The organism is Bacillus sp. S71 (genome assembly GCF_016625265.1).
GTDB classification, from domain to species: domain Bacteria; phylum Bacillota; class Bacilli; order Bacillales; family Bacillaceae_G; genus Bacillus_A; species Bacillus_A cereus.
The window spans coordinates 271,308-292,530 of the sequence record NZ_JACVUW010000003.1 but is presented as its reverse complement, the minus strand read 5'-3'; the positions used below and the strand labels follow the sequence as shown (position 1 = coordinate 292,530).

Genomic DNA, 21,223 nt, shown 5'->3' with positions numbered 1-21,223 from the left:
TCCGTTACTATATAAAATTATTCGTATAATAATAGGTGAGAACTACTTTCAAAAGGGAGGTGTATAGTTAATGAAGTTAGTTATTCCGAAGCAACATGGTGCATGGGCGATGCTTGCTATACCATTTCTATTAAGTGTCATACTTGGAAAACCTACTATATATCACATTCCATTGTTTATAGCTTGGTTCTTTATCTATTTAGCTACGTATCCATTCCTTATGTACATAAAACAAAAACGAAAAAAAGAGTATTTACATGCTTCAATTGTATATTTTATTATTGCGTTCGTATTTGGGATGATTTCTCTATTATATGAATGGCGCATTCTTTTATTCGTAATAGTCATGATTCCACTATTTATAGTAAATATGCATTATGCTCGTCAAAAAAATGAAAGGGCACTATTAAATGATATTTGTGCGATCATTGTGTTTTGTGTTGGTGGGTTAATTAGTTATTATTTTTCAATGAAACAAATCGATCATACAGCATTATTCATTGCACTTATTTCATTCTTATACTTTTTAGGTAGTACGTTTTATGTGAAAACGATGATACGTGAGAAAAATAATCCGAAGTATCGTTTTATATCTTGGGGTTATCATATTCTATTAACAATCATTGTATTTGCAATTAATCCGTGGTGCTCCCTTATTTTTATACCAAGTGTCATTCGAGCCATTATATTGTATGGCAAAAAAATTTCTATTATAAAAGTAGGGGTTTTAGAAATTGTGAATTCTGTATATTTTTTAATCATAACGGCAATAATTATGAAGTATGCCATTTGAAAAAACTTCCCACCTTATGATGGGAAGTTTTTTCAATCTTGTTCTAAAATGTGAACGGTGTAATCGCAGCGTTGAATAGCTTGTTCGATCGCATAAAGGGATTGCTCAATACGAGCGCGATTAAAATCTTTTTCAACAGTCTGTAGTGCTTCTTCTAAACAATGTTTTGCTTCTTGTAATGATTGAAAAGAATCTTGTACATATCCGCGAGCATTTTGATGCATTTCATAATCCTCCTTGCATATTCATATATGTATAGTATGAACAGTAAAGAAGAAAATATTATTTGTTATATTTGTTTGACAATTAAAATGAAATTACGTATAGTAAGAATTAAGTGAATATTTTCTTATCCAGAGAGGTGGAGGGACTGGCCCGATGAAACCCAGCAACCGCGATGCAGGTGCTAATTCCAGCAGAACATATTTGTTCTGGGAGATAAGACGAAGATATATACGTAACTTCTTCTTATCGGAGAGGTTTTTTTGTTGCAAAAAAACCGATTACGAAAATTTATATTAAGAAGAAAGGGGTTGCGCATTGCTGTGACACTCGAAAAATACGTAAAACTGCGTAGTACAGTTTATGAATATATGATAGAGCAAGATAAGCCAATATCATTGTTAGATATTCAAGAACATATCGTTTCGCATCATGAAGGAAAATTCACGAAAAAGATGTTACATCAATTTTATTTATCAAGACTATTAGATGAACTGAAACTGGATGGGAAAATTACATTAGCTGATGAATATCTCTATACTGAAAAAGGGGTATTTTATAAGGCGAGAAAAGGGAGCTAAGCTCTCTTTTTTTTAAAATAACGGAGTATGTAGAGTAAAAGACTGCTTAAGCAGCCTGATACAGGGAATGGTGTTGAGTGTGTAGTGTCAAAAATTGAATGTGCCTGAAAGAGGCAATTCGTATCGGCTGCAAATGAAAAGAGACACCTTCGCCGAATAGGTGTCAGTCGTTTTGCAAAATAGACTTGCTATTTAACAGTTCTTAGAATAACATGCAGGGTTTTGGAAGTCAAAAGGGAATTAAAGGAAGGGGTACAATTATGTACGCTTACTTATTAAAAGATATAACGAAATGGATCCCAAAGTACGTTGTAGATAAGGGATATGAATATTATGAAGATGGACATGTAGAAGATGTTGAAATACAAGATAACAAAGTGTTTGCTTTCGTTACTGGAAATGCAGGGAATTATGAAGTAGTTATCGATCTCGAAGATTTTTCAAAAAGTAGTTGCGAATGTCCTTATGAAAATTATTGTAAACATATGGCGGCAGTTGTTTATGATATTCAAGGTGCTGGTGAGAGTGCAGTTAAAGAGAAACTGAAAGATTTAGAAAAAGAAGAGTTACTTACTGTATTAAATCGACTGTTGCAAAGTTCGAAAAACGTACAAATTGTAGAGAAGTTATTAAAGAAGGGGTAATTTTAACGATAGAGGGAGTTGTTTTGTAGTGAACGTACTGATTATATACGCTCATCCTAGTCCTTCAAGTTTTAACGGGGCAATTTTAGAGCATGTGCAAAAAGGGCTACAGGAAACAAATCATTCGGTTACGTTGCTTGATTTATACAAGGAACAATTTGATCCGGTACTTGTATTCAATGAAGAGAAGAAAAGACGTGATTTAATAAATGAAGAAGAGACAGCGCGGTATAGAAAATTAGTGGAAGAAGCAGATACACTTCTCTTTATATATCCGATATGGTGGTGGGGGATGCCAGCTATTTTAAAAGGTTTTATTGACCGTATTTTCGTAGCTGGATTTGCTTATAAATATGAAGGGGCTCTGCCGAAAGGATTATTGCAAGGGAAAAAAGCGTGGGTTATTAATACGTTAGACTCACCTCTATGGTACGTCGCATTGTTATATCGATCAGCAGATTGGATTATGATGAAGAGAGGTGTTTTACGTTTTTGTGGCATTCGTGATATAAAACGGTCAGTGTTTCAATCTGTGAAAACGAGTAAAGTATCAAAGCGTGAAAAATGGTTATTACAAATAGAAGAAAAGGCTCGTACATTATGAATGAAGTCGATCGTATTATAAACTGTTGTCAGTATGATAACGAACTTTTTCGAAAGTATATTACGTGTTTACTTCAATTGAAAAAATGCAGCGATACATTTCAACAAATTCAAATAGAGTTAAGAAATGATTATTTAATAAGAGGGATTTGTGAAAGAGAAGTTGATGAGGTAGTACGGGGAAGTAAAGAATATGAAATGCATTTTCTTCCTAAAGTATTACAGTGGAATTTCTTGAGGGAAAATCCACATTTAATTGAAAGAGTGTGTGAAGATTTTTTTGCGTTTGAGTCATTACATCTTACGGACATAGAGTGGAAGATAGTTATAAATTGCATGGGAAATGAATGATTTATTATGTAAAAAAGCTAGTATAAAACTAGCTTTTCGTTTAAATAAATAAAAAGCATAGACTAATGATGAAACCTGCATATAGTAAGTTAATAACGCAAAATCCCATAATGTCACGAGCACCTAAACCAGCTATCGCTAATGCTGGTAATGCCCAGAAAGGTTGAATTAAATTCGTCCAAGCATCGCCCCACGCAATGGCCATTGCAGTTTTTGCAGCAGGTACACCAAGTTCAGCGCCAGCTGGAATCATAATTGGTGCTTGCACGGCCCATTGACCGCCACCAGATGGAACGAAAATATTAACGATACCAGCACTTAAAAAAGTAAAGAGCGGGAAAGTTGATTCGTTTGAAATGCTAATAAAGAAATTAGAAATAGCTCCTCCAAGTGAAAGTCCTTCACTATTTGCTCCAATCATCATGCCCATAATTCCTGCGTAAAACGGAAATTGAAGTAAAATGCCAGAGGCACTTTTCGTAGAGTCTGAAAAAGCGCGAATATACTGAATCGGAGTGCGGTGGAAAATAAGTCCAGCAATTAATAACATAAAAATCACGATATCGAGAGTAAGATTAAATCCTTTCGTATAAAAGTAATTGAAAATATAAATGAGACCTAACAATCCAACACAAAGTGTAATAATGATGCTATTTTCCATTTTTTCAGCGAATGTATTTTTTTCTACTTCTTGAGCAGCAGCTTCTTCATGGAACACGCTAGGATCTACAGTTATCGTATGTTTTTCATCTGGATGCATCGCTTTATTAATGAGAGGCATCGTAACGAGAAAAATAATAACTGGAACGAGAGCGTATGGTGAGAATAACGTTTCTGTTATCGGAATTGCCTCTTTAATACTTCCAGCAGTCGTTTTAATTAACGTTTCACCGCCTGTTGCTAACGTAAGAGGGATAGAGGCAGAAAGACCGGCATGCCAAATGAGAAATCCAGAGTAAGAAGAGGCAATTGCTAGTCTATAATCTAATCCGTCCAGTTGCCTTGCCACTTCTTTTGCGTATAAAACAGATACAACAATTCCAAAGCCCCAGTTTATGTATGCACCAAGTAAACTTACAATGGAAATGGCAATAATACCTTGTCCATTCGTTTTCGGTAGTCTGGCAGCTTTCGTTAATCCTTTTTTAATAAGAGGAGCATTTGCTAAAGCAGATCCAGTCACGAGTACAAGTGCCATTTGCATAGAAAAGGCGAGGAGTCCCCAAATTCCATTACCCCAGTGATTAATCATTTCTACAGGTGTTTGGTGAGTCGCAAACATACCAAAGAAGATAACGAAAACAGTTAGTAAACATGATAAAATAAACGGTTCTGGCAAGAAGCGCTGCACTAAGGCGACGCAACCATTTGTAAAGGAACGAAACAAAATAGATCAACCTCCTTATGTATATGTATTACAATTATTCGAGGTTGTTTCGTTCATAACCTTTTAGAATCGGAAAATTCAGATATTTTAAAAGGGATTGAAATATTTTCAATAAGAGTAGTACCATCATCACCCTGACAAAAAAATGATGGTAGCGGCATATAAGTAAATATTCTATACCGTAAGTGCTGAGCTACCTAACAATCCATCCAATCTGTTTGATAATAGTGTTTACTTTTGATGAGTTAACTCGTAAAGGAGTAAGTCATTCAGCTCCACCTGTTATGGTTTCAAATGTAGCTTATGGTAGAACGATTTATGTAAAATTAGAAACAACATCTAAGAGCAAAGATGTACAAGCTGTTTTTAAATCCTTACTTAAGGATAACAGCGTTGAAACAAGTGGACAGTATAAAGATATTTTTGAAGAAAGTACCTTTACTGCTGTAGTATTCATATTTCTTATGGCTGTATCAATGTTTTTAATGATTGCATTTCCCATTATTAAATCCCCATAAATATAGTCTATCTTAGGTTGATAGTGATGCATGGTGCCTCCATGTATGTAAATGCATCTTGTCGAAATTATTAAAAAGGGGAATCTTTCTATTTGAAGAACTAATAATTGATTGTCAATATGTATTAGAAATCTCAATCTAAACTAAAGGAGAACAAAATGGGACAAAACAATAAGGGCTTTTCTGAAACAGGATTGCGCAAAATGCGCAATATATTGGCGCGGCATGTCGATTCTGGAAAGATTCCTGGGCTCGTCGCCTTAGTCAGCCGAAACGGCGAGACGCACGTTGAAGCACTTGGAACAATGAGGCATGATGGTGGTGCACCAATGCGTCGGGACACGATTTTTCGATTGGCGTCCACTAGCAAGCCAATCGCAGTTTCACCAGTAATGGTTTTGCTCGATGAGTGCAAACTGCATTTAGACGACCCAGTAGACAAATGGCTACCGGAACTCGCCGACCGGCAAGTGTTGAAACGACCCGATGGCCCGCTAGAAGAGACCGTCCCAGCACGGCGTCCTATCACTGTACGAGACTTGTTGACCTCCACATTCGGGCTCGGAGTGGATCTCACGTTGATGGGTTCTCCAATCATGAACTCGTTCTTCGAGAGTGGGATATTCGACACGCCAGGGCAGGATATGCCCGATCCAGATGAGTTTATGCGTCGCCTAGGTGCACTTCCGCTAAGCTATCAGCCCGGAGAGCGGTGGCAGTATCATATCAGTATAGAAGTAATCGGCGTTCTTGTTGCCAGGGTCACGGGTCAGACGTTCGAGTCGTTCTTTCACGAACGCATATTCGATCCGCTAGGAATGAAGGACACTGGATTCTACGTACCTCAGCTCAAGATTGATCGGCTTCCACCAGCCTTCACCCCCAATCCGGAGACAGGTGAATTCATCGTGTGGGATGAGGGGGCGGGTGGACGTTACAGCAAACCTCCAGCATTCCAAGCAGGCGGTGGTGGACTGCTTGGAACCGTCGACGATTATCACGCGTATTTGCAGATGCTTTTGAATAAAGGGATGCACGGCACTAAACGGATCCTGTCTAGGCCCGCAGTACAGCTGATGACCACCAACCGTCTTACTCCGGAACAACAAGTATACCGAGACGATTTGGCCAAAAATAACGTCCATTTGTCGTTCGGACAAGGGATCCAAGGTGGCTGGGGCTTTGGGATGGCGGTGCGTACCTATCTTGGAGACTACGCGTCTATCGGTCAATTCGGCTGGGATGGTGGAACCGGTACTTCAGCTTACGCTGATCCAGATAAACAGTTTATTGGAATTCTGTTCACCCAGGTTGGGATGTCGACTCCGGCCCCATCGCATCTTATCCAAGACTTCTGGACCACGGCCTATCAAGCGATCGAAGACTAGGGTATCGTTTAAAGGAAAACGCCAAAACGGATAGATAATCATAGGCTTGATGGGCATGATCACCACCATGGTTAAAAGTGAAGTACTGCGGTAACAGTTAGGCATTATTAATAATAGCACAACAAAAACTCCTCTTGAATGCAAGAGGAGTTTTTTATTGGGAATAGTAAGGATGAGGGGAGGTGCATTACATATGGGAAAAGGTAGAAGTAATAATGCAGGTAAAAAGCAACCAAATTTCGATGATTCATCTAATTTCGCTAAACAAAGCCAACCGACAGAAAAGAAGAAGAAATAAAAAAAGGATCTCTCTATATCAAGAGAGATCCTTTTTTATTATATTGACGTTTTAGCACAACAGATTGAGTGTTCAATTAAATAGCCATAACTGTGCAAGGTTTAAACTCCTGCTTCCACTACCGTGGAAGCTTCTCTAAATGATGTGCAATATCAATATACATATTTGAGTAAACTGAATGTATTTCATTACTTGGCGTAGCGTTAGAAGAGAAGTGGACAATTACCATATTTGCTTTCGGATCGATGTAAAGTGTTTGTCCGTAACTACCTAACACTTCAAAAGCACCTTGTTCATTGTGCGGAATCCACCATTGATTATGATAAGAAATGGAAGCTCCAGGGCTAATTGCAAGTTCACCTTCTTGGACATTTTTTATATCTTCAGTAATAGAAGAAGGGAGAATTTGTTTTCCGTTATATTCCCCGTTGTTTAATAGTAATTGCCCGAATCTCGCCATATCTCTAGCAGTTGCATTTAAGCCAGCGCTTGCTTGTTCTATTTTCGTTTCATCTGTAACGTAATACGCGTTTTCTTCCATACCAATTTGAGACCAAATTCGTTCGCTAACATTTTCAGCTAATGATTTACCAGTAATAGTTCGAATAACCCAAGCGAGCGTTTCTGTTGATCCGTTATTGTAAGAAAAGGCAGAACCAGGCGGTGCAGTTTCTTCTGCTTCTTGTAACATATCATAAATTTTCATCGGACCGTCGTAATTTTTGCCGCGGGGTAAAATATTGCTAGCTAAATATAATTGTGCATCTTGATTTTCTAGCCCAGGCTGCTCATATCCGTGGGTCGGGTATTCTGCTGAAACTTGCATGTCCATTAATTGCTGAAGTGTCGCTTTTCCGAACGGTGTGTTTTTTAATTCTTTTATGTAAGTGTCAGCTGTTTTCTCTAAATCGATACGATTTTCTTCAGCGAGAGATTGTATAATTGCCCCGGTAAAGACTTTTGCTAATGATGCCATACCATGAGGTTCATTCTGTTTATACCCATTGAAATATCGTTCATATACAAGTTGTCCATTATGTACAACGACAAAAGCATCCGTTTTGTTATCGTCTAAAAGTTTTTTTAGAGGAGTTGTATTTCCGAATCTACGCTCCACAGCAAAATCGTCTAAGTTTTGCAATGCGAAAGGGAAGTGAGCAATTTGGTCAGGATTGTTTTTTACGTCATTAACTAAAGTGAATTCTTTCATATGGGTATACGACCAACGTAAGTAAGGGTCATTTAACCAGTTTTCTTTTGTCACATTATGTTTTGATGGGGTCGTTTTATTTTGTTTGAAGTAAGTAAACCCAAGCCCTGTAATTACAAATATGAATGTTAGTAAAAGTAAGAGTAGGGGAGATTTTTTTAGTTTCATATATGGCCCTCCTTTTTATTTCTACTATAAGTATACGCTCGTCTTGAAGGAAATACAAAATAAGGAAAGTAAACGGGGAAGTTTACTTTCCTTATTAACGTTAAGCGGAAATTTTTCCGTCTGTAGGTTGTTTTTTGAATTTTTGTTTTCGTCCGTGTAATCCATAATATAAAAGTAAAGTGAAAGCAACGATAATAGCTGCGATAAAATACATATTATGATAACTAGATTTCGCTGCGACAATACCTAAAATGAAAGAACCAAAGCCAATACCACTATCAAAGAATGAGAAATACGTAGCTGTCGCAGAACCACGTCTATGGTTTGGAGCAGCAGAAATCGCAATCGTTTGGAAACTCGGAATTAATGTTCCGTAACCTAAACCGATTAGCATACCTGCGCCAAGGAACCAAAATGAAGTTTGTGCTTGGCTTAATATGAACATTCCGATTGTGAAAATAATGATAGCAGGGTAAACAAGTACATTTTCACCGAAGCGATCAAAAATCTTTCCTGTAAATGGACGAGAAATGACAACGACAAGTGCATATACAATGAAGAAATAACTTGCAATTTCACTTAACCCGAGTTCTTTCGCATAAATAGGAATAAAGGATAAAATACCACTATAAGAAAAGGCTAAAACAAATCCTGTAAGTGCAATCGGAATAGAAGATGGTTCGATTAAGTCTTTCCATTTCATTTTTTCACGTTTTTGTTTGCTCACAGGTGCTTCATGCGGAATATTTACAAATAGTCCTAATAAAAATGCAAGTAATGAAAATACGGAACAAACGATAAATAACACAGTAAACGAAAAATGAGAAATAATTGTTAAACCTAAAAAAGGACCAATTACCATCGGCAGACTCATAAATACGCCGAAATATGCAAGTGCTTCGCCTCGTCTATGAGCTGGCGCAACATCAGTTACAATCGTACCAGTAGCTGTCGTTGCCATCCCGAACCCAATACCGTGCAAGAAGCGAAGGGCAAGTAATAAGAATAAACTTTGCGCACCGAAATACATAACAGTAGCGGCTAAAAATAATGAAAGTGAAATAAATAATATTTTCTTTCTTCCTAAATCATCGAGCCATTTTCCTGTGAATGGTCTACATAAAACAGAAGAAATAAGAAACACAGTTGCAACTAAACCAATTTCCTCAGGTTTTCCTTTTAGGCCGTCTATGACATAGACAGGCAGAGTAGTCATAAGCATGTAAAATGTTAAGAAGAGAAATAGACTACTAAAACAAGTTCCGAGGAAATCCTTCGTCCAAAGTTTCTCACTTTGCATCGTCATCCCTCCAATTTAATCTAAATTTTTAATAATTTGTTGTAACACTTGAAATGCTTGATGTAAATCATCTTCATTAATACCTTCTAGCGTTTTTTCTTCGAAAGTATCAACTTCTTCTTGCCATACTGGAATCATCTTTATCGCTGTTTCGGATAAAGAAATGAGCTTCTCGCGGCGATCTTTACCTTCTGTACGAATAATCCATCCCATCGTTTCCATACGTGTTAACGTACGAGTCATCGTTGGTGATTCAACATTTAAATATTGGCATAATTCTGTTTGCGTACAAGAACCAGTTTGATTAATGCGGAAAATAACAGCCCACTGCGCACTAAATAACCCAGTTGGAGATACACGTTCATTAAATTTCTTCGTAAACTTTCGAGAAGTCTGGCTGACGATATGAAAAAAATGTTGTTTTTCGTCCATGTATTTTGATCCTTTCAAATTAGTTACCTAGCTAACTATATACTTTTTTATAATAATTGTCTAGTAATAGACATGTTGATTTATGTAAAAAATTCTTATAGGTTTTATGTTGCGAACGTATATTCTACGTGCTATTCTTTAATTAAGTAAAGAATTTTCTTTCTATTAAATAGAATGGGGGAACTTGTGATGATTAAGCCTGCAACAATGGAGTTTGTTTCACTATCGAACGGAGAAACGATTGCATATCAGGAAGTTGGAAGGCGAAATACAGATATTCTGGTACTCATTCACGGGAACATGACATCGTCACAACATTGGGATTTAGTTATTGAAAAGTTGCAAGATCAATACCATATTTACGCTCTTGATTTAAGAGGGTTTGGACAATCAACGTATAATCAGTCGATAGATTCACTACAAGACTTTGCAGAAGATGTAAAATTATTTATCGACGAGTTAAAGTTAGAGAAATTCTCATTAATGGGCTGGTCAATGGGCGGTGGTGTTGCGATGCAATTTACAGCGAATCACCCAACTTTTGTAGAAAAGTTAATTTTAGTAGAATCAGTAGGAATGAAAGGATACCCAATCTTTAAAAAAGATACGAATGGGCAGCCAATCGTATCAAGTTTAGTAAAGACGAAAGAAGAAATTGCGCAAGATCCAGTACAAATCGCTCCAGTATTAGACGCGATAAAAAATATGAACAAACTATATTACCGTACAGTATGGAATCTATTAATATATACACATAATCAACCTGAACCGGACCGTTATGAAAAGTATTTAGATGATATGTTAACGCAACGTAATTTCGTAGATGTGAATTATGCGCTCATTACATTTAATATTTCAGATGAACATAATGGGGTTGTAGAGGGAAGTAAGCAAATTCATCATATTAAAGCTCCAACGCTTGTCATACAAGGTGATAGAGATTATGTCGTACCGCAAGTAGTCGGTGAGGAATTAGCGAAACATTTGCCAAATGCAGAGTTGAAGGTGTTAGAAGATTGCGGACACTCACCGTTTATTGATTGTTTAGATGTATTTATAAAACATGTAGAAGATTGGCTAGAATAGAAAGAATCCCCAAAATGAAAAGTTTTGCATATACTATAACATTTGTATGTATAAGGGGAGATTATCAATGCATAAACCATCCTTAATCGCTTATTCGCCATATGATCATCATATCTATACAAAAATAATGATAGATCCGATGTATATGCAAGTTTCACCAGCTGTAGTCCCTTTACAAATGCAACAGCCACTAACAGCTCATATGCAACATTACTTATATGGATCTTCATTTTATGAAAATCCATATTTTAAACACTTTCATTACAATGTGAAAGCGCAAGTTTGGGAAGGGTAGGAAGCTAAAAGGTTCATTCTTTTAGCTTCTTTTTTATTGTGAATATTCGTACACGCATTTGAAAAAACAGTTTATAATGAAAAGTGGAAGCGTGAGAAGGAGAGGGACAAAGGATGTCAATGCGTTTTACATTTTGGATTATGGTTGGGATTGTAGCAATTTCTGGTTTATCACAAGGAATGCTCTTACCTGCCATTGCAATGATTTTTGAACAAGAAGGGGTTAGTTCAAGTATTAACGGTATTCATGCGACGGCATTGTACATCGGGATATTAGTTATTTCGCCGTTTCTTGAAAAACCGATGCAAAGGTTTGGAATGAAGCCAATTATTGTTATAGGTGGGTTTCTCGTTATTATTTCATTATTCTTTTTTACACAAACATTTTCGTTTTGGGTATGGTTTATCCTTAGATTTCTAGTTGGAGTCGGAGATCATATGCTTCATGTCGGAACACAAACGTGGATCACGACAACATCAGACCCAAGTAAAATAGGGAGACAAGTATCGATATACGGTGTATTCTTCGGAATTGGTTTTGCTGTTGGTCCGTATTTAGCAAGCACTGTGCAGTACGGTCTTGCGACACCATTTATTATATCTACTATACTTTGTTTAATAGGTTGGCTTTTACTACTTCCAACAAAAAATGCATTCCCAGCGCAAGATGAAAGAGAAGTGAAGAGTGAATCATCATTTTCTCGTTATAAACAAGTTGTTGGATTAGGGTGGATTGCGTTACTAGGACCACTTGCATACGGTGTACTTGAGGCGATGTTAAATAGTAACTTACCAGTATACGCACTTCGTAAAGGGTGGTCTGTTTCAGATGTATCCTTCTTATTACCAGCATTTGCAGTTGGGGGTATTATTACACAGATTCCGCTCGGTATATTGAGTGATAAATACGGAAGGGATCGTATATTAACGTGGACGTTTAGCATAAGTACGGGCATTTTTCTACTTGCCGCCGTATTTGATCAATATTACTGGATCGTCTTTGCCTGCATGCTTTTAGCAGGTATGGTTATTGGATCGTGTTTCTCTTTAGGGCTTGGATTTATGACTGATTTATTACCGAGACATTTACTACCGGCAGGTAATATATTATCCGGAATCGCTTTTAGTTTAGGAAGTATTATGGGGCCTGTATTAGGCGGCGTATTTATAGAGAAAATACAGTATACAAGCTTTTTTATTGCGGTTATGATTATAATGGGAATTCTAGCAATGTTATATATGGTCTACATGAAGAATCAATTCGCATCAAGAAAAATAGAAAGTAGGTTAGGGCATGACAAAACAACCTAATAAAAAGAAATTTGAAGTACTAGAAAATGAAACAATTACAGACTGCTTAACACGTATGGAGCAAGAAGGCTACGCTCCGTCTCGTCGTATGGAAGAGCCGATCTTTCATGAAGTAAAGAAAGACGGCAAAACAGTAGTTGAGCCGTGCGGTAGGAAGATTGTTTTTGAAGGGAAATTGAAGTAATCCAATAACAAATTCTCTTTATCGTATAGAGCCATCCAATAGCTGGGTGGCTTGTTTTTTTATTAATCAATGAAGGAATTAATTAATTAAAATGAATCTCCCTTTCATTTCTCCTAATTGGCTTCTTTATATGGGTCAAAAGATTGCTACTTTTTTTGTATATTGGTAAAATAAGTTCTTGGGTCTTACTTATTGTTATCGGTATAATGTTTGTCGCTTAACGTAAAGAAATTAGTTACAATGATTCCATAATATTTAAAGGGGGTACAGCAACGATCCCCTCTTTTTGGAGCCACTCACAAACGTAAAGCGAGAGAAGAGGCTATATGAACTATTCTTCTATCTTGTTTAGATTAAACGAGTTACTGCAATTGGAACAGGTATATGAAACTAGTCGACATCCTGATGGATCATGTTTCTCTAGCAATCTATCAATTCTGATGGAATTGATAGATTGCTAGAGAATGGAAAATGATTATCTGTATATTCCGAAGCAGATGTAACAGAGTGTCCTTCCATAATTAAGGGTAAAACCAAAATACGTTGTTTTAAAGAATGATTTGTTAGAACTGGTTATAAGTAATAAAACAGAAAAGAGGATCACATGTTAGATACTTTACAGAGAAGTAAAAAGTTTTTTTTATTATGTCTTATTTTTTTAGTGCTTTTAACTGCTTGTGGTAATACAGATGTTAAGACATCTAAAGCTTCATTACCACCGGCTGAATCTAATATAGATACATCATTAAAAGCACCAAATTGGATAGAGAAGAGTCCTATCCAACAGTCTCCTAATTTTACGGAAGATAAAAAAGTAAAATCGGTTGTGAATTTACTAGCAACGGGTGATAATTTATATCATGACGCAGTAATTAAAGATGGCAAACAAAAAGACGGTTCATATGATTATAACTATATTTATGAAAATATCAAAAAAGCTGTTAAATCAAGTGATCTTGCTATCGTGAACCAGGAGACTCCAATTGCAGGAAATAATCTAAAAGTACAGGGATATCCGACTTTCAATACACCTGAAGAAGTAGGCCAATCTTTAGTGGACACTGGATTCAATATAGTGACTCAAGCGACAAATCATGCTATGGATATGGGTATTAAAGGTGTTGCGAATACAAGAGAATACTGGAAGAAATATCCGGATGTTATCCCAGTAGGCATTAATGAGAGTCAAAACGAGCGTAATGAAATAAAAACGATTACAAAAAATGGTATTCGCTTTGCGTTACTAAATTATACATATGGTACGAATGGAATTAAAATTCCGGCTGATAAGTCTTGGGCTTTAAATTTAATTGATAAAAAAGCGATACAAAATGATGTGGAAAAGGCAAAGAGTAGCTCTGATATGGTGATTGTTATGGTGCATTGGGGAGTAGAATATACATCTACACCTTCAAAGCAACAAAAAGAAGTTGCTCAATATTTAACAGATTTAGGTGTAGATGTAGTAATTGGAAATCATCCACATGTAATTCAACCAATTGAGTGGAAACAAAATAAAGATGGACATGAAACGCTAATCTATTATTCTCTTGGAAATCTTATTTCTGCGCAAGAAAAATTAGAAACATTGGTTGGAGGATTATCTTATGTACAATTTGTTGAGTATGAAGATAAAACTTTTGGTATACGACAAGCGGCAATCGTACCGACAGTAACCGACTACGCTGATGGTAAGAAACAATTTAAAATTCAATTTTTAAAAGATTATTCGGATGAAGAGTCTAAAAAACATGGAATTAAAAAATTTGTCGGCCCCGTTTCTTTGAAGGATTTCAAGGAGATTCCTAGAGACGTGTTGGGAAATTGGTATAAAGACTAATAAACAAAAAGGGAATGAGATACAATTAAAAAATTTATAATTTTAGCATTGGTATTGGCAATGGGATGGAGTCTTGCTGCTTGTAGTGGAAAGCAAACATCTCAGGAAACTACTAATAATAACGATAAAAATAAAAAAGAGATACATGCGAATAAAAAAGATGTTTTACCTATCTCTGATCCTAATGATTGGAGAATTATTCTTGTAAATAGAGAGCATATGTTATCAAAGGAACTAGGAATTGAATTAACAAGTATTACCCAAAATGCTAAGCCGAATATGAAAATAGATAGTAGAATTGCAACTTCCTATCAGGATATGGTAGCAGCTGCAAAAAAAGAGGGAATCAATCTTTATTTAAGATCAGGTTATCGAGCTATAAAATTACAACAAACGTATTATGATGCTTCAGTTAAAAGCTATAAATCTCAAGGTTTGTCGGACAAAGAAGCTAGTGCTAAAGCATTGGAATATCTTCAGTATCCTGGTGCAAGTGAACATCATACTGGATTAGCGTTAGACATTATTTCAGTTGAATGGCAGAATACTGTAGAAGATTTAAATGCAAAATTTGAAACTACCGATGCATTCAAATGGTTAGATAAGAATGCTGCAGAGTATGGATTTACTCTCCGCTATCCAAAAGATAAAGAGAATATTACTGGCATTAAGTATGAGCCATGGCACTATCGTTATGTAGGAAAAGAAGTTGCTGTTTATCTAAAAGAAAAAGGGTTAACTTTAGAAGAATATAACGAAAAAATTAAGTCTGGTAAGTAAAAATACACTTTGATTCTATTAAAAAGTCAGATTTGGAGGGTGTGTTAATCTTCCTCCTAGAATTGCGAAAACAGTGTATGATAATGTAAGCACGTATGAACCAGTTATCGTGTGAAACGATGTATGTATAAAAAAGTTACATTTATAAAAGAAGCAATGAAAAAGGATCTGATATTCATATCAGATCCTTTTTCATTCACAACATAGAATACTTACTTAACTAAGCCTTAAAGACTGCCTGCTTTTCAGGTACTACAATAGTAACCTCGCTTTTTTATTTTGGATGTTCGTTTTTCTTAGCTTGATAGACATGTGGAAGTAGTTCAAACAATGCGATTAGCATTTTTTTGTTTGCATGATTTGTGCACCGGATATTCACTATTGATTTCAGTTCAGTAATAACGAATTCTACAATAGATGACAGAACGTATATTTGGTATAATGGAAATATACTACTTAAAATAATGTACATGAGTTATAAAATCTATGTAAAGAGGTAAGGACTACATAACAATAACTAAATGTAAAAGTTCTAGTACATATAGGGTTCAGTTCATGTTAAGCAAATTCGTTATGAGAAAGGAAAAGATGTAATGAATCAAATTTCATTTGAAGATTTATTTGAAGACGAAAAAGAAGATAAAAAAGAAAAGGTAGAGGTAGCCGAAATACCTGCACCTTTATCAGCATTGCAAAAAGATATATTGGAATTAATGGATTCTGAAGAAATAAGTGCACTGGAGTTATGCGAACAATTAATACGATCTGGTAAAATATCAGATGAAAGATTTACAACGAATAAGCCAAAAGCATATGGACAAGTATGCTTAGCATTGGAAGGTTTTGTTACAGAAGGAAAGCTTACTTTTGTTAAAAACGATGAGAAAAGAGATAGGGTGTATAAAGTGAAAGAAGAAATTTCTAACATATAAGTTGTAAAGAGGGAAATGAATTATTTTTAGGGAGGTAGTTCATTTTCTACTTCTACATTAAAAAAGGTGCCAATCTTTCTTGATTGACACCTTTTTTAATAATCTAACATCTAACGTATTTACGTTTGAAACCAACTCTTCCTCTATCGACTTCTTTCTGAATACTTTCGGAAGCATTTAACAAACTGCTTTTTTTATTATCACGTTTTACTTCAACTATACCAACTTCTTTTGCAGTCTCGATTGCTTTTTCGTGTAGTGGCACATATGAAATTGCTACAGTATTTATAAAATTATTCATAGCAGATTTTGTTCGTTCTGGCGCAGCATGAATTGTATTTTTTACAATTTCAAGCATATCGGAAATTTTGCTTTCGACAAATTCATTGTCTTTGCGATTTCCTAAAAGCCAGCAGTAGCAACTCCAGCCCGCTGACATTCGTAGCTCATCCCCACTTGCAATCCATTTATCCGCAACGTCTTGGGCGATAGTTGACTCCGATAAAGTTACTGCTACCACATAATCAGATAGCATATAAAAATATGCCCCGTCCATCCAGAGATCAAAATCAGACTCATTCATAGCTTTTGGATCTGCAATAATGCCTGCAAAGTACATAGCATCGTAGTTACCTGTAGCATAAAGTTCCTCAGCTAACTCTTGATTTACTTTTATTTTCTTAGCGATTGGTTTCATAGCACCTGTAGCTACGCCAAAAACTGGCTCGTGTGCACCGTTAGAGATGTATGTTTTTTTCGTTCTTTCCTTACCAAGGGATTCAAGCTCTTGCATGACTGTTTTAAAATCCATAGCTGTGCACTTCCTTCCTTAATATAAGTAATCATCTAGCTTATATATTTTCAATTCTAATACTAATCGTATGTGAGTAGGATGTCTACTTTCTATAATATTCCCGTATTAATTTTGAAAGCCTAGCTATTCATACTTATGAGGATACTATATTAATGTAAAGGGAGGGACAATACGGATGTAAATAATATTTTATCTTTGGCTCTTTCTCTGTATTATCATGTTATTTTATAATAAGGAAATAAATAGCATTTTAAATTAAGTATGTGAGGTTAGTTATAAATGATAAAGAAATTTACTAGAGTAGTATTAACTATGGTTATGCCAATCAGTCTTATTACAGGTTGTGGAGCTGCTGAAAAAACTGAAGCACAAAAGCCGAAAGGGGTACAAAAGGAGAAAAAGGACTATACGGATTACTCATATGGTAGCAAAGGTATACTAGTAAGCGGAAAAGCGAAAGAACGGCAACAATACGAGATTGGATATATAGATGATAACAAGTTAATTGGGATTGATGAAAATATTGAAGACTGCATTATTTTAGATAATAAAGATGAAGTAGGTCTCATTTGGAAACAAATAGAGCGTGGATCTATTATTGAAGTGCAATACGGTAAGGATCGCAATGATATTGTAGGCGTGCAATTCGTAGGAGATCGTGAGCCATACGAAATTAGTGATAAGTTTGATCGAAATACGATAAACGAAATTGTCGGACAAGTTAAAGGTAATTTGTAATAGTATATAATGTGAAAGAAATAGCATTTACTATAGCTATTAAAGTGTGGATCGTTGAAAATGCTTTTGACGGTATTGGTAATTAGTTGTAAAATAATTTTTGTTGACGGATTTTGTAAAAAGTATGTTAGATGAAATTCATTTGTAGGGATGACATATAAATATTTTCTTAATGGGCATAAAATAATATAATTTAAATATATAAATAAAAAGAAAATATATTAGAAGTACATAGTAGATTCGTATTTTTAAAATTAATATGACAACAAAAGGAGGTTGAGATATATACACGGCGAAAATGTGTGTATATCTATTTATAATAATGAATAAGACAATCAAACAACAAGTAATCGCACTATCAACAAGTCTAGTGATTTTAGGGAGTGTACCTTTATCAGCATCAGCAGAAGAGATAAACAAATCTCAAACTGATCAACTAAATATTGCCCAAGGAGAACATGGAACGAGCGGATTAAATTATTCTAATTTCAAGTTGGAAGTTCCTGATCATGTACAAGTTAACGAAGCAGAAGTATCTGAAAATGAAAAAATGCTTTTAGAAGAATATAAGCATAAACATGATGAAACAGAAGAATTAAACAAAATGAAAGATGCAAAGAAGGGGCAAGTAGCAGAAAAGGAAGCTATTTCAAATATTGAAAAGGCATTTGAATCTGTAGATGGTCGAAATGATGGATCTGATCGTCAAATGAAACCTGTTGCAAAGCCAAGAGGTATTCAATATAGTGCACCGAGTACGAAGAAATATGGAACACTTGCAGGAGTTCCATTTGTAGAGTGGATTGTTCCAGCAGGAAACTCTGATATTCGTCCTGCAAATCCGATGAAAGCACGTTACATTACAATCCATGAGACGGCAAATACGGCCGCTGGTGCTAATGCTGAAAATCATGCGAAATATTTGTATAAACAAGCAACAGAGGGGACGTTCCGAACAGCTTCATGGCATTTTACAGTAGACGATAAACAAATCTATCAGCACTTACCAACAAATGAAAACGGTTGGCATGCAGGAGATGGAGATGGATCAGGAAACAGGGAGTCTATCGGTATCGAGATTGCGGTTAACCAAGACGGTGATTACAATAAAGCGTTAGAAAATGCAAAACGACTTGCAGGTTATTTAATGAACAAAGAAGGAATTGGTGCAGATCATATTTACAAGCATCAACAATGGAGCGGGAAAAAATGTCCTGACATTTTAATTTCACGTGGTAATTGGGCTGGTTTCGTACAAGGAATTCAGTGGTATGCAAATATAAATGCGCAGATTGATACGCCTTTACAAGATAAAAATGAATCATTTGATCCAAATGAAAATAATCCAGCTGAACCTAGCATGGAACTAGTGGTAAATGGTAGTGGCATCAATGTACGTAGTGATGCGGGTATTGAACATCGTGTTGTACGTAAAGCTTCAAACGGAGATCGTTACAAAGTATTAGCGGTTAAAAATGGTTGGTATAAAGTAGGTAATGGAGAATGGATTTTCTATGACCCAAGTTGGATTAAAATTAACTACAATGTACCAAAGGAAGAAGTACAAAAGCCTAAGGAAGAAGTACAAAAACCAAAAGATGATATTACAGGTGGCTGGTTTGAAGGGCATATTCGTAAATTAAACAGTCTAGGTATTATGCAAGGCGAAGGCAATGGTGTATTTGCGCCATATCGAAATGTAACGAGAGCGGAGTTTGCGAAATTAATCTCGAATGCTCTTAAACTACCAGAGGGAAATAAGTCATTTGTAGATATTAATGAGGCACATCCATCACTTCATGACGGTATTAAACGTTGTGCAAGTGCAGGAATTATTAATGGTCGTGGTGAAGGGATTTTTGATCCTAACTCACCAATTACTCGTGAAGAAGTATCTATTATGATTGACAAATCATTACGATACAAAGGAATTACAGGTGAGTTAGTAGCATTACCATTTACAGATAAGCATTTAATAACATACAAAGAATCGGTTCAACGATTATACAGCTTAAAGGTAGTTAATGGTGTTGGAAATAATGAGTTTGATCCCCAAGGTACAGCAACTCGTGGTCAGGCAGCTGCCTTTATTGTGAAGATGTTAGATTCAATGCAAAAATAAAATAAAACTTTAATCAGTGGGGCCACTCGCGTTGCAATCGAGCAGTTTATTCACCGAATTTTGAAATGAGAGTTTTACTGCCTGCAAATAGCAGAATAAATTGTATGTAGAAGCTGACATTGGTAGAAGTAAAAAATAGGAAGAATTTGAAAGGAGCTATCCAAAATAATAATTTGGAATAGCTCCTATTTAGTAGGAAGAACAAATTGTATTTCATAGATTGTAATGCAGAATGCCCTTCCAAGCCCCTCATAAGCCCCTACCAAGTAATAAATCACTAAGAAAAAACAAAAACAAAAACAACTACAAGAACAAAACAAGCACGAAAAAATGAAACCGGCGTTGTAGTAGTAAAAAAAATTGTAATTCGAATGCCAAAACCATTCCCGCATTCCTATTTTTATAATGAAGGATTAAAATCTTCTTATTTACTAGCAAAGAGTGGAGGGAAACATATGGCGGTATACCGTAATGTGCAGGTGAACTTTTGGCAAGATGAATTCATATTAGATTTAACGCCAGAGGAGCGTTATTTTTACATATATTTGTTAACTGGTACGAAAACGAAGCAATGTGGTATTTACATATTACCGAAGCGTGTGGCAGAGCTTGAAACAGGTTATAGTATGGAGACTGTTGAGAAGTTGCTAAACAGGTTTGTTGAGTATGGAAAGATTTTATATGATACGGAAACGAAAGAGGTATTCATAATAAACTGGTTACACTATAACCCTATTTCAAATACGAATGTAGAAAAGTGCGTATTACGTGAGTTAAAGACTGTAAAAAGTAATGAGTTCATACATATCTTTTTACGTAAATGCCTTGAAGAAGAATACACGATTCCATTATTATTGCAGCATTTTGGTATGCCAAAAGAAGAGGATAATAGTAGTTCACAAGTAGTTATTGAAGAGAAAGAAGAAGCGGAAGAGGTAGAAAGTATAGAAGAGGACGTTCCAAATAGTGAAGTTTATAAGTTTTATGAACAAAATATTAGTAGTTTATCCCCATATATTGTGAAAGAATTGAAGAATTGGATACAAAGACTTTCTGGAGAGAAAGTGTTAGAGGCACTTAAAATTGCGTTTGAAAATAATAAGAAAACGTTAGCTTATGTGAAGGGGATTTTGAGGAATTGGTGTAAGAAAGAACGAGTAAATTTTAGTGAAGGAATGCATAGGAGAGAAGTATTCGATTTGTATGATCCATAGTTTGGATAAGGAT

General features: G+C 35.7%; 22 protein-coding genes, 1 pseudogene and 1 riboswitch. Of the genes and pseudogenes, 17 read left to right on the top strand and 6 right to left on the bottom strand.

Features of this window, described 5'->3' with window-relative positions:
- Nucleotides 1–70 precede the first annotated feature (70 nt).
- The gene (locus IBT51_RS08395; protein WP_000779946.1) at nucleotides 71–793 is read left to right on the top strand and encodes a YwiC-like family protein; all 723 of its coding nucleotides are present in this window, start codon (nucleotides 71–73) and stop codon (nucleotides 791–793) included.
- Between the two features lie 32 nt (nucleotides 794–825).
- Here IBT51_RS08395 and IBT51_RS08390 read toward each other — a convergent pair whose 3' ends face one another.
- Nucleotides 826–1,017, bottom strand: a complete 192-nt coding sequence (locus IBT51_RS08390) for a hypothetical protein (protein ID WP_000554029.1) — start codon at nucleotides 1,015–1,017, stop codon at nucleotides 826–828.
- 122 nt (nucleotides 1,018–1,139) lie between these two features.
- A riboswitch (SAM riboswitch) is annotated at nucleotides 1,140–1,238 on the top strand.
- A 40-nt stretch (nucleotides 1,239–1,278) separates the two neighbouring features.
- On the opposite strand from IBT51_RS08390, the gene IBT51_RS08385 reads away from it, so the two are divergent.
- From IBT51_RS08385 to IBT51_RS08370, 4 genes are all read left to right on the top strand, one after another.
- Nucleotides 1,279–1,596 (top strand): hypothetical protein, encoded by a 318-nt coding sequence (locus IBT51_RS08385; RefSeq protein ID WP_002094089.1) that lies wholly within the window; start codon nucleotides 1,279–1,281, stop codon nucleotides 1,594–1,596.
- 260 nt (nucleotides 1,597–1,856) lie between these two features.
- The gene (locus IBT51_RS08380; RefSeq protein ID WP_000271534.1) at nucleotides 1,857–2,240 is read left to right on the top strand and encodes an SWIM zinc finger family protein; all 384 of its coding nucleotides are present in this window, start codon (nucleotides 1,857–1,859) and stop codon (nucleotides 2,238–2,240) included.
- Between the two features lie 28 nt (nucleotides 2,241–2,268).
- On the top strand, nucleotides 2,269–2,844 hold the full coding sequence (locus IBT51_RS08375; RefSeq protein ID WP_001101585.1) for an NAD(P)H-dependent oxidoreductase: 576 nt from the start codon (nucleotides 2,269–2,271) through the stop codon (nucleotides 2,842–2,844).
- Nucleotides 2,841–3,194, top strand: a complete 354-nt coding sequence (locus IBT51_RS08370) for a group-specific protein (protein WP_200458150.1) — start codon at nucleotides 2,841–2,843, stop codon at nucleotides 3,192–3,194. Before IBT51_RS08375 ends, IBT51_RS08370 begins: the two co-directional genes overlap by 4 nt.
- Nucleotides 3,195–3,234: 40 nt before the next feature.
- On the opposite strand, the gene IBT51_RS08365 is transcribed toward IBT51_RS08370, so the two are convergent.
- A complete protein-coding gene (locus tag IBT51_RS08365; protein WP_053563982.1) occupies nucleotides 3,235–4,581 on the bottom strand; it encodes a short-chain fatty acid transporter in 1,347 nt (448 codons plus the stop codon).
- A 136-nt stretch (nucleotides 4,582–4,717) separates the two neighbouring features.
- On the opposite strand from IBT51_RS08365, the pseudogene IBT51_RS08360 reads away from it, so the two are divergent.
- Nucleotides 4,718–5,033: pseudogene (locus IBT51_RS08360) on the top strand (thiol-activated cytolysin family protein); the annotation flags it as partial.
- A gap of 224 nt (nucleotides 5,034–5,257) precedes the next feature.
- Complete coding sequence (locus IBT51_RS08355; RefSeq protein WP_200458151.1) at nucleotides 5,258–6,487, top strand: serine hydrolase domain-containing protein; 1,230 nt, start codon at nucleotides 5,258–5,260, stop codon at nucleotides 6,485–6,487.
- Nucleotides 6,488–6,903: 416 nt separating this feature from the next.
- Here the strand turns inward: IBT51_RS08355 and IBT51_RS08350 are convergent, their stop codons facing one another.
- The 3 genes from IBT51_RS08350 to IBT51_RS08340 form a co-directional block, all read right to left on the bottom strand.
- A complete protein-coding gene (locus IBT51_RS08350) occupies nucleotides 6,904–8,163 on the bottom strand; it encodes a serine hydrolase domain-containing protein (protein WP_200458152.1) in 1,260 nt (419 codons plus the stop codon).
- A gap of 100 nt (nucleotides 8,164–8,263) precedes the next feature.
- On the bottom strand, nucleotides 8,264–9,463 hold the full coding sequence (locus IBT51_RS08345; protein ID WP_200458153.1) for an MFS transporter: 1,200 nt from the start codon (nucleotides 9,461–9,463) through the stop codon (nucleotides 8,264–8,266).
- A gap of 15 nt (nucleotides 9,464–9,478) precedes the next feature.
- Entirely contained in the window at nucleotides 9,479–9,895 is a 417-nt protein-coding gene (locus tag IBT51_RS08340; RefSeq protein WP_000343680.1) for a MarR family winged helix-turn-helix transcriptional regulator, read from the bottom strand.
- Between the two features lie 189 nt (nucleotides 9,896–10,084).
- Here IBT51_RS08340 and phaZ point away from each other — a divergent pair, with 189 nt between their 5' ends.
- The 7 genes from phaZ (at nucleotide 10,085) to IBT51_RS08305 (ending at nucleotide 16,322) form a co-directional block, all read left to right on the top strand.
- Nucleotides 10,085–10,981: an intracellular short-chain-length polyhydroxyalkanoate depolymerase gene (phaZ, locus tag IBT51_RS08335; RefSeq protein WP_000594880.1), complete on the top strand. Its 897-nt coding sequence runs from the start codon at nucleotides 10,085–10,087 to the stop codon at nucleotides 10,979–10,981.
- Nucleotides 10,982–11,048: 67 nt separating this feature from the next.
- The gene (locus tag IBT51_RS08330; protein ID WP_000549497.1) at nucleotides 11,049–11,276 is read left to right on the top strand and encodes a hypothetical protein; all 228 of its coding nucleotides are present in this window, start codon (nucleotides 11,049–11,051) and stop codon (nucleotides 11,274–11,276) included.
- Nucleotides 11,277–11,389: 113 nt separating this feature from the next.
- Nucleotides 11,390–12,586: an MFS transporter gene (locus IBT51_RS08325; RefSeq protein ID WP_000062798.1), complete on the top strand. Its 1,197-nt coding sequence runs from the start codon at nucleotides 11,390–11,392 to the stop codon at nucleotides 12,584–12,586.
- Nucleotides 12,570–12,770: an NETI motif-containing protein gene (locus IBT51_RS08320; protein ID WP_000166307.1), complete on the top strand. Its 201-nt coding sequence runs from the start codon at nucleotides 12,570–12,572 to the stop codon at nucleotides 12,768–12,770. Before IBT51_RS08325 ends, IBT51_RS08320 begins: the two co-directional genes overlap by 17 nt.
- Nucleotides 12,771–13,374: 604 nt before the next feature.
- Entirely contained in the window at nucleotides 13,375–14,610 is a 1,236-nt protein-coding gene (locus IBT51_RS08315) for a CapA family protein (RefSeq protein WP_200458154.1), read from the top strand.
- Between the two features lie 48 nt (nucleotides 14,611–14,658).
- Entirely contained in the window at nucleotides 14,659–15,390 is a 732-nt protein-coding gene (locus IBT51_RS08310; RefSeq protein WP_000241993.1) for a M15 family metallopeptidase, read from the top strand.
- Between the two features lie 593 nt (nucleotides 15,391–15,983).
- Nucleotides 15,984–16,322, top strand: a complete 339-nt coding sequence (locus IBT51_RS08305; RefSeq protein ID WP_001071898.1) for a DUF3895 domain-containing protein — start codon at nucleotides 15,984–15,986, stop codon at nucleotides 16,320–16,322.
- Nucleotides 16,323–16,425: 103 nt separating this feature from the next.
- Here the strand turns inward: IBT51_RS08305 and IBT51_RS08300 are convergent, their stop codons facing one another.
- Nucleotides 16,426–17,133 carry a DNA alkylation repair protein gene (locus IBT51_RS08300; RefSeq protein WP_200458155.1) on the bottom strand — a complete coding sequence of 236 codons (708 nt, stop codon included), beginning with the start codon at nucleotides 17,131–17,133 and terminating at the stop codon, nucleotides 16,426–16,428.
- Between the two features lie 282 nt (nucleotides 17,134–17,415).
- On the opposite strand from IBT51_RS08300, the gene IBT51_RS08295 reads away from it, so the two are divergent.
- The 3 genes from IBT51_RS08295 to IBT51_RS08285 all read left to right on the top strand — a co-directional run bounded on the left by IBT51_RS08295 (nucleotide 17,416) and on the right by IBT51_RS08285 (nucleotide 21,210).
- Nucleotides 17,416–17,874, top strand: coding sequence for a hypothetical protein (locus IBT51_RS08295; RefSeq protein WP_000591650.1), 459 nt, complete (start codon nucleotides 17,416–17,418; stop codon nucleotides 17,872–17,874).
- A 322-nt stretch (nucleotides 17,875–18,196) separates the two neighbouring features.
- Nucleotides 18,197–19,996: an S-layer homology domain-containing protein gene (locus IBT51_RS08290; protein ID WP_140155637.1), complete on the top strand. Its 1,800-nt coding sequence runs from the start codon at nucleotides 18,197–18,199 to the stop codon at nucleotides 19,994–19,996.
- A gap of 371 nt (nucleotides 19,997–20,367) precedes the next feature.
- Nucleotides 20,368–21,210, top strand: a complete 843-nt coding sequence (locus IBT51_RS08285) for a DnaD domain-containing protein (protein ID WP_200458156.1) — start codon at nucleotides 20,368–20,370, stop codon at nucleotides 21,208–21,210.
- The last annotated feature ends 13 nt before the right edge of the window (nucleotides 21,211–21,223 follow it).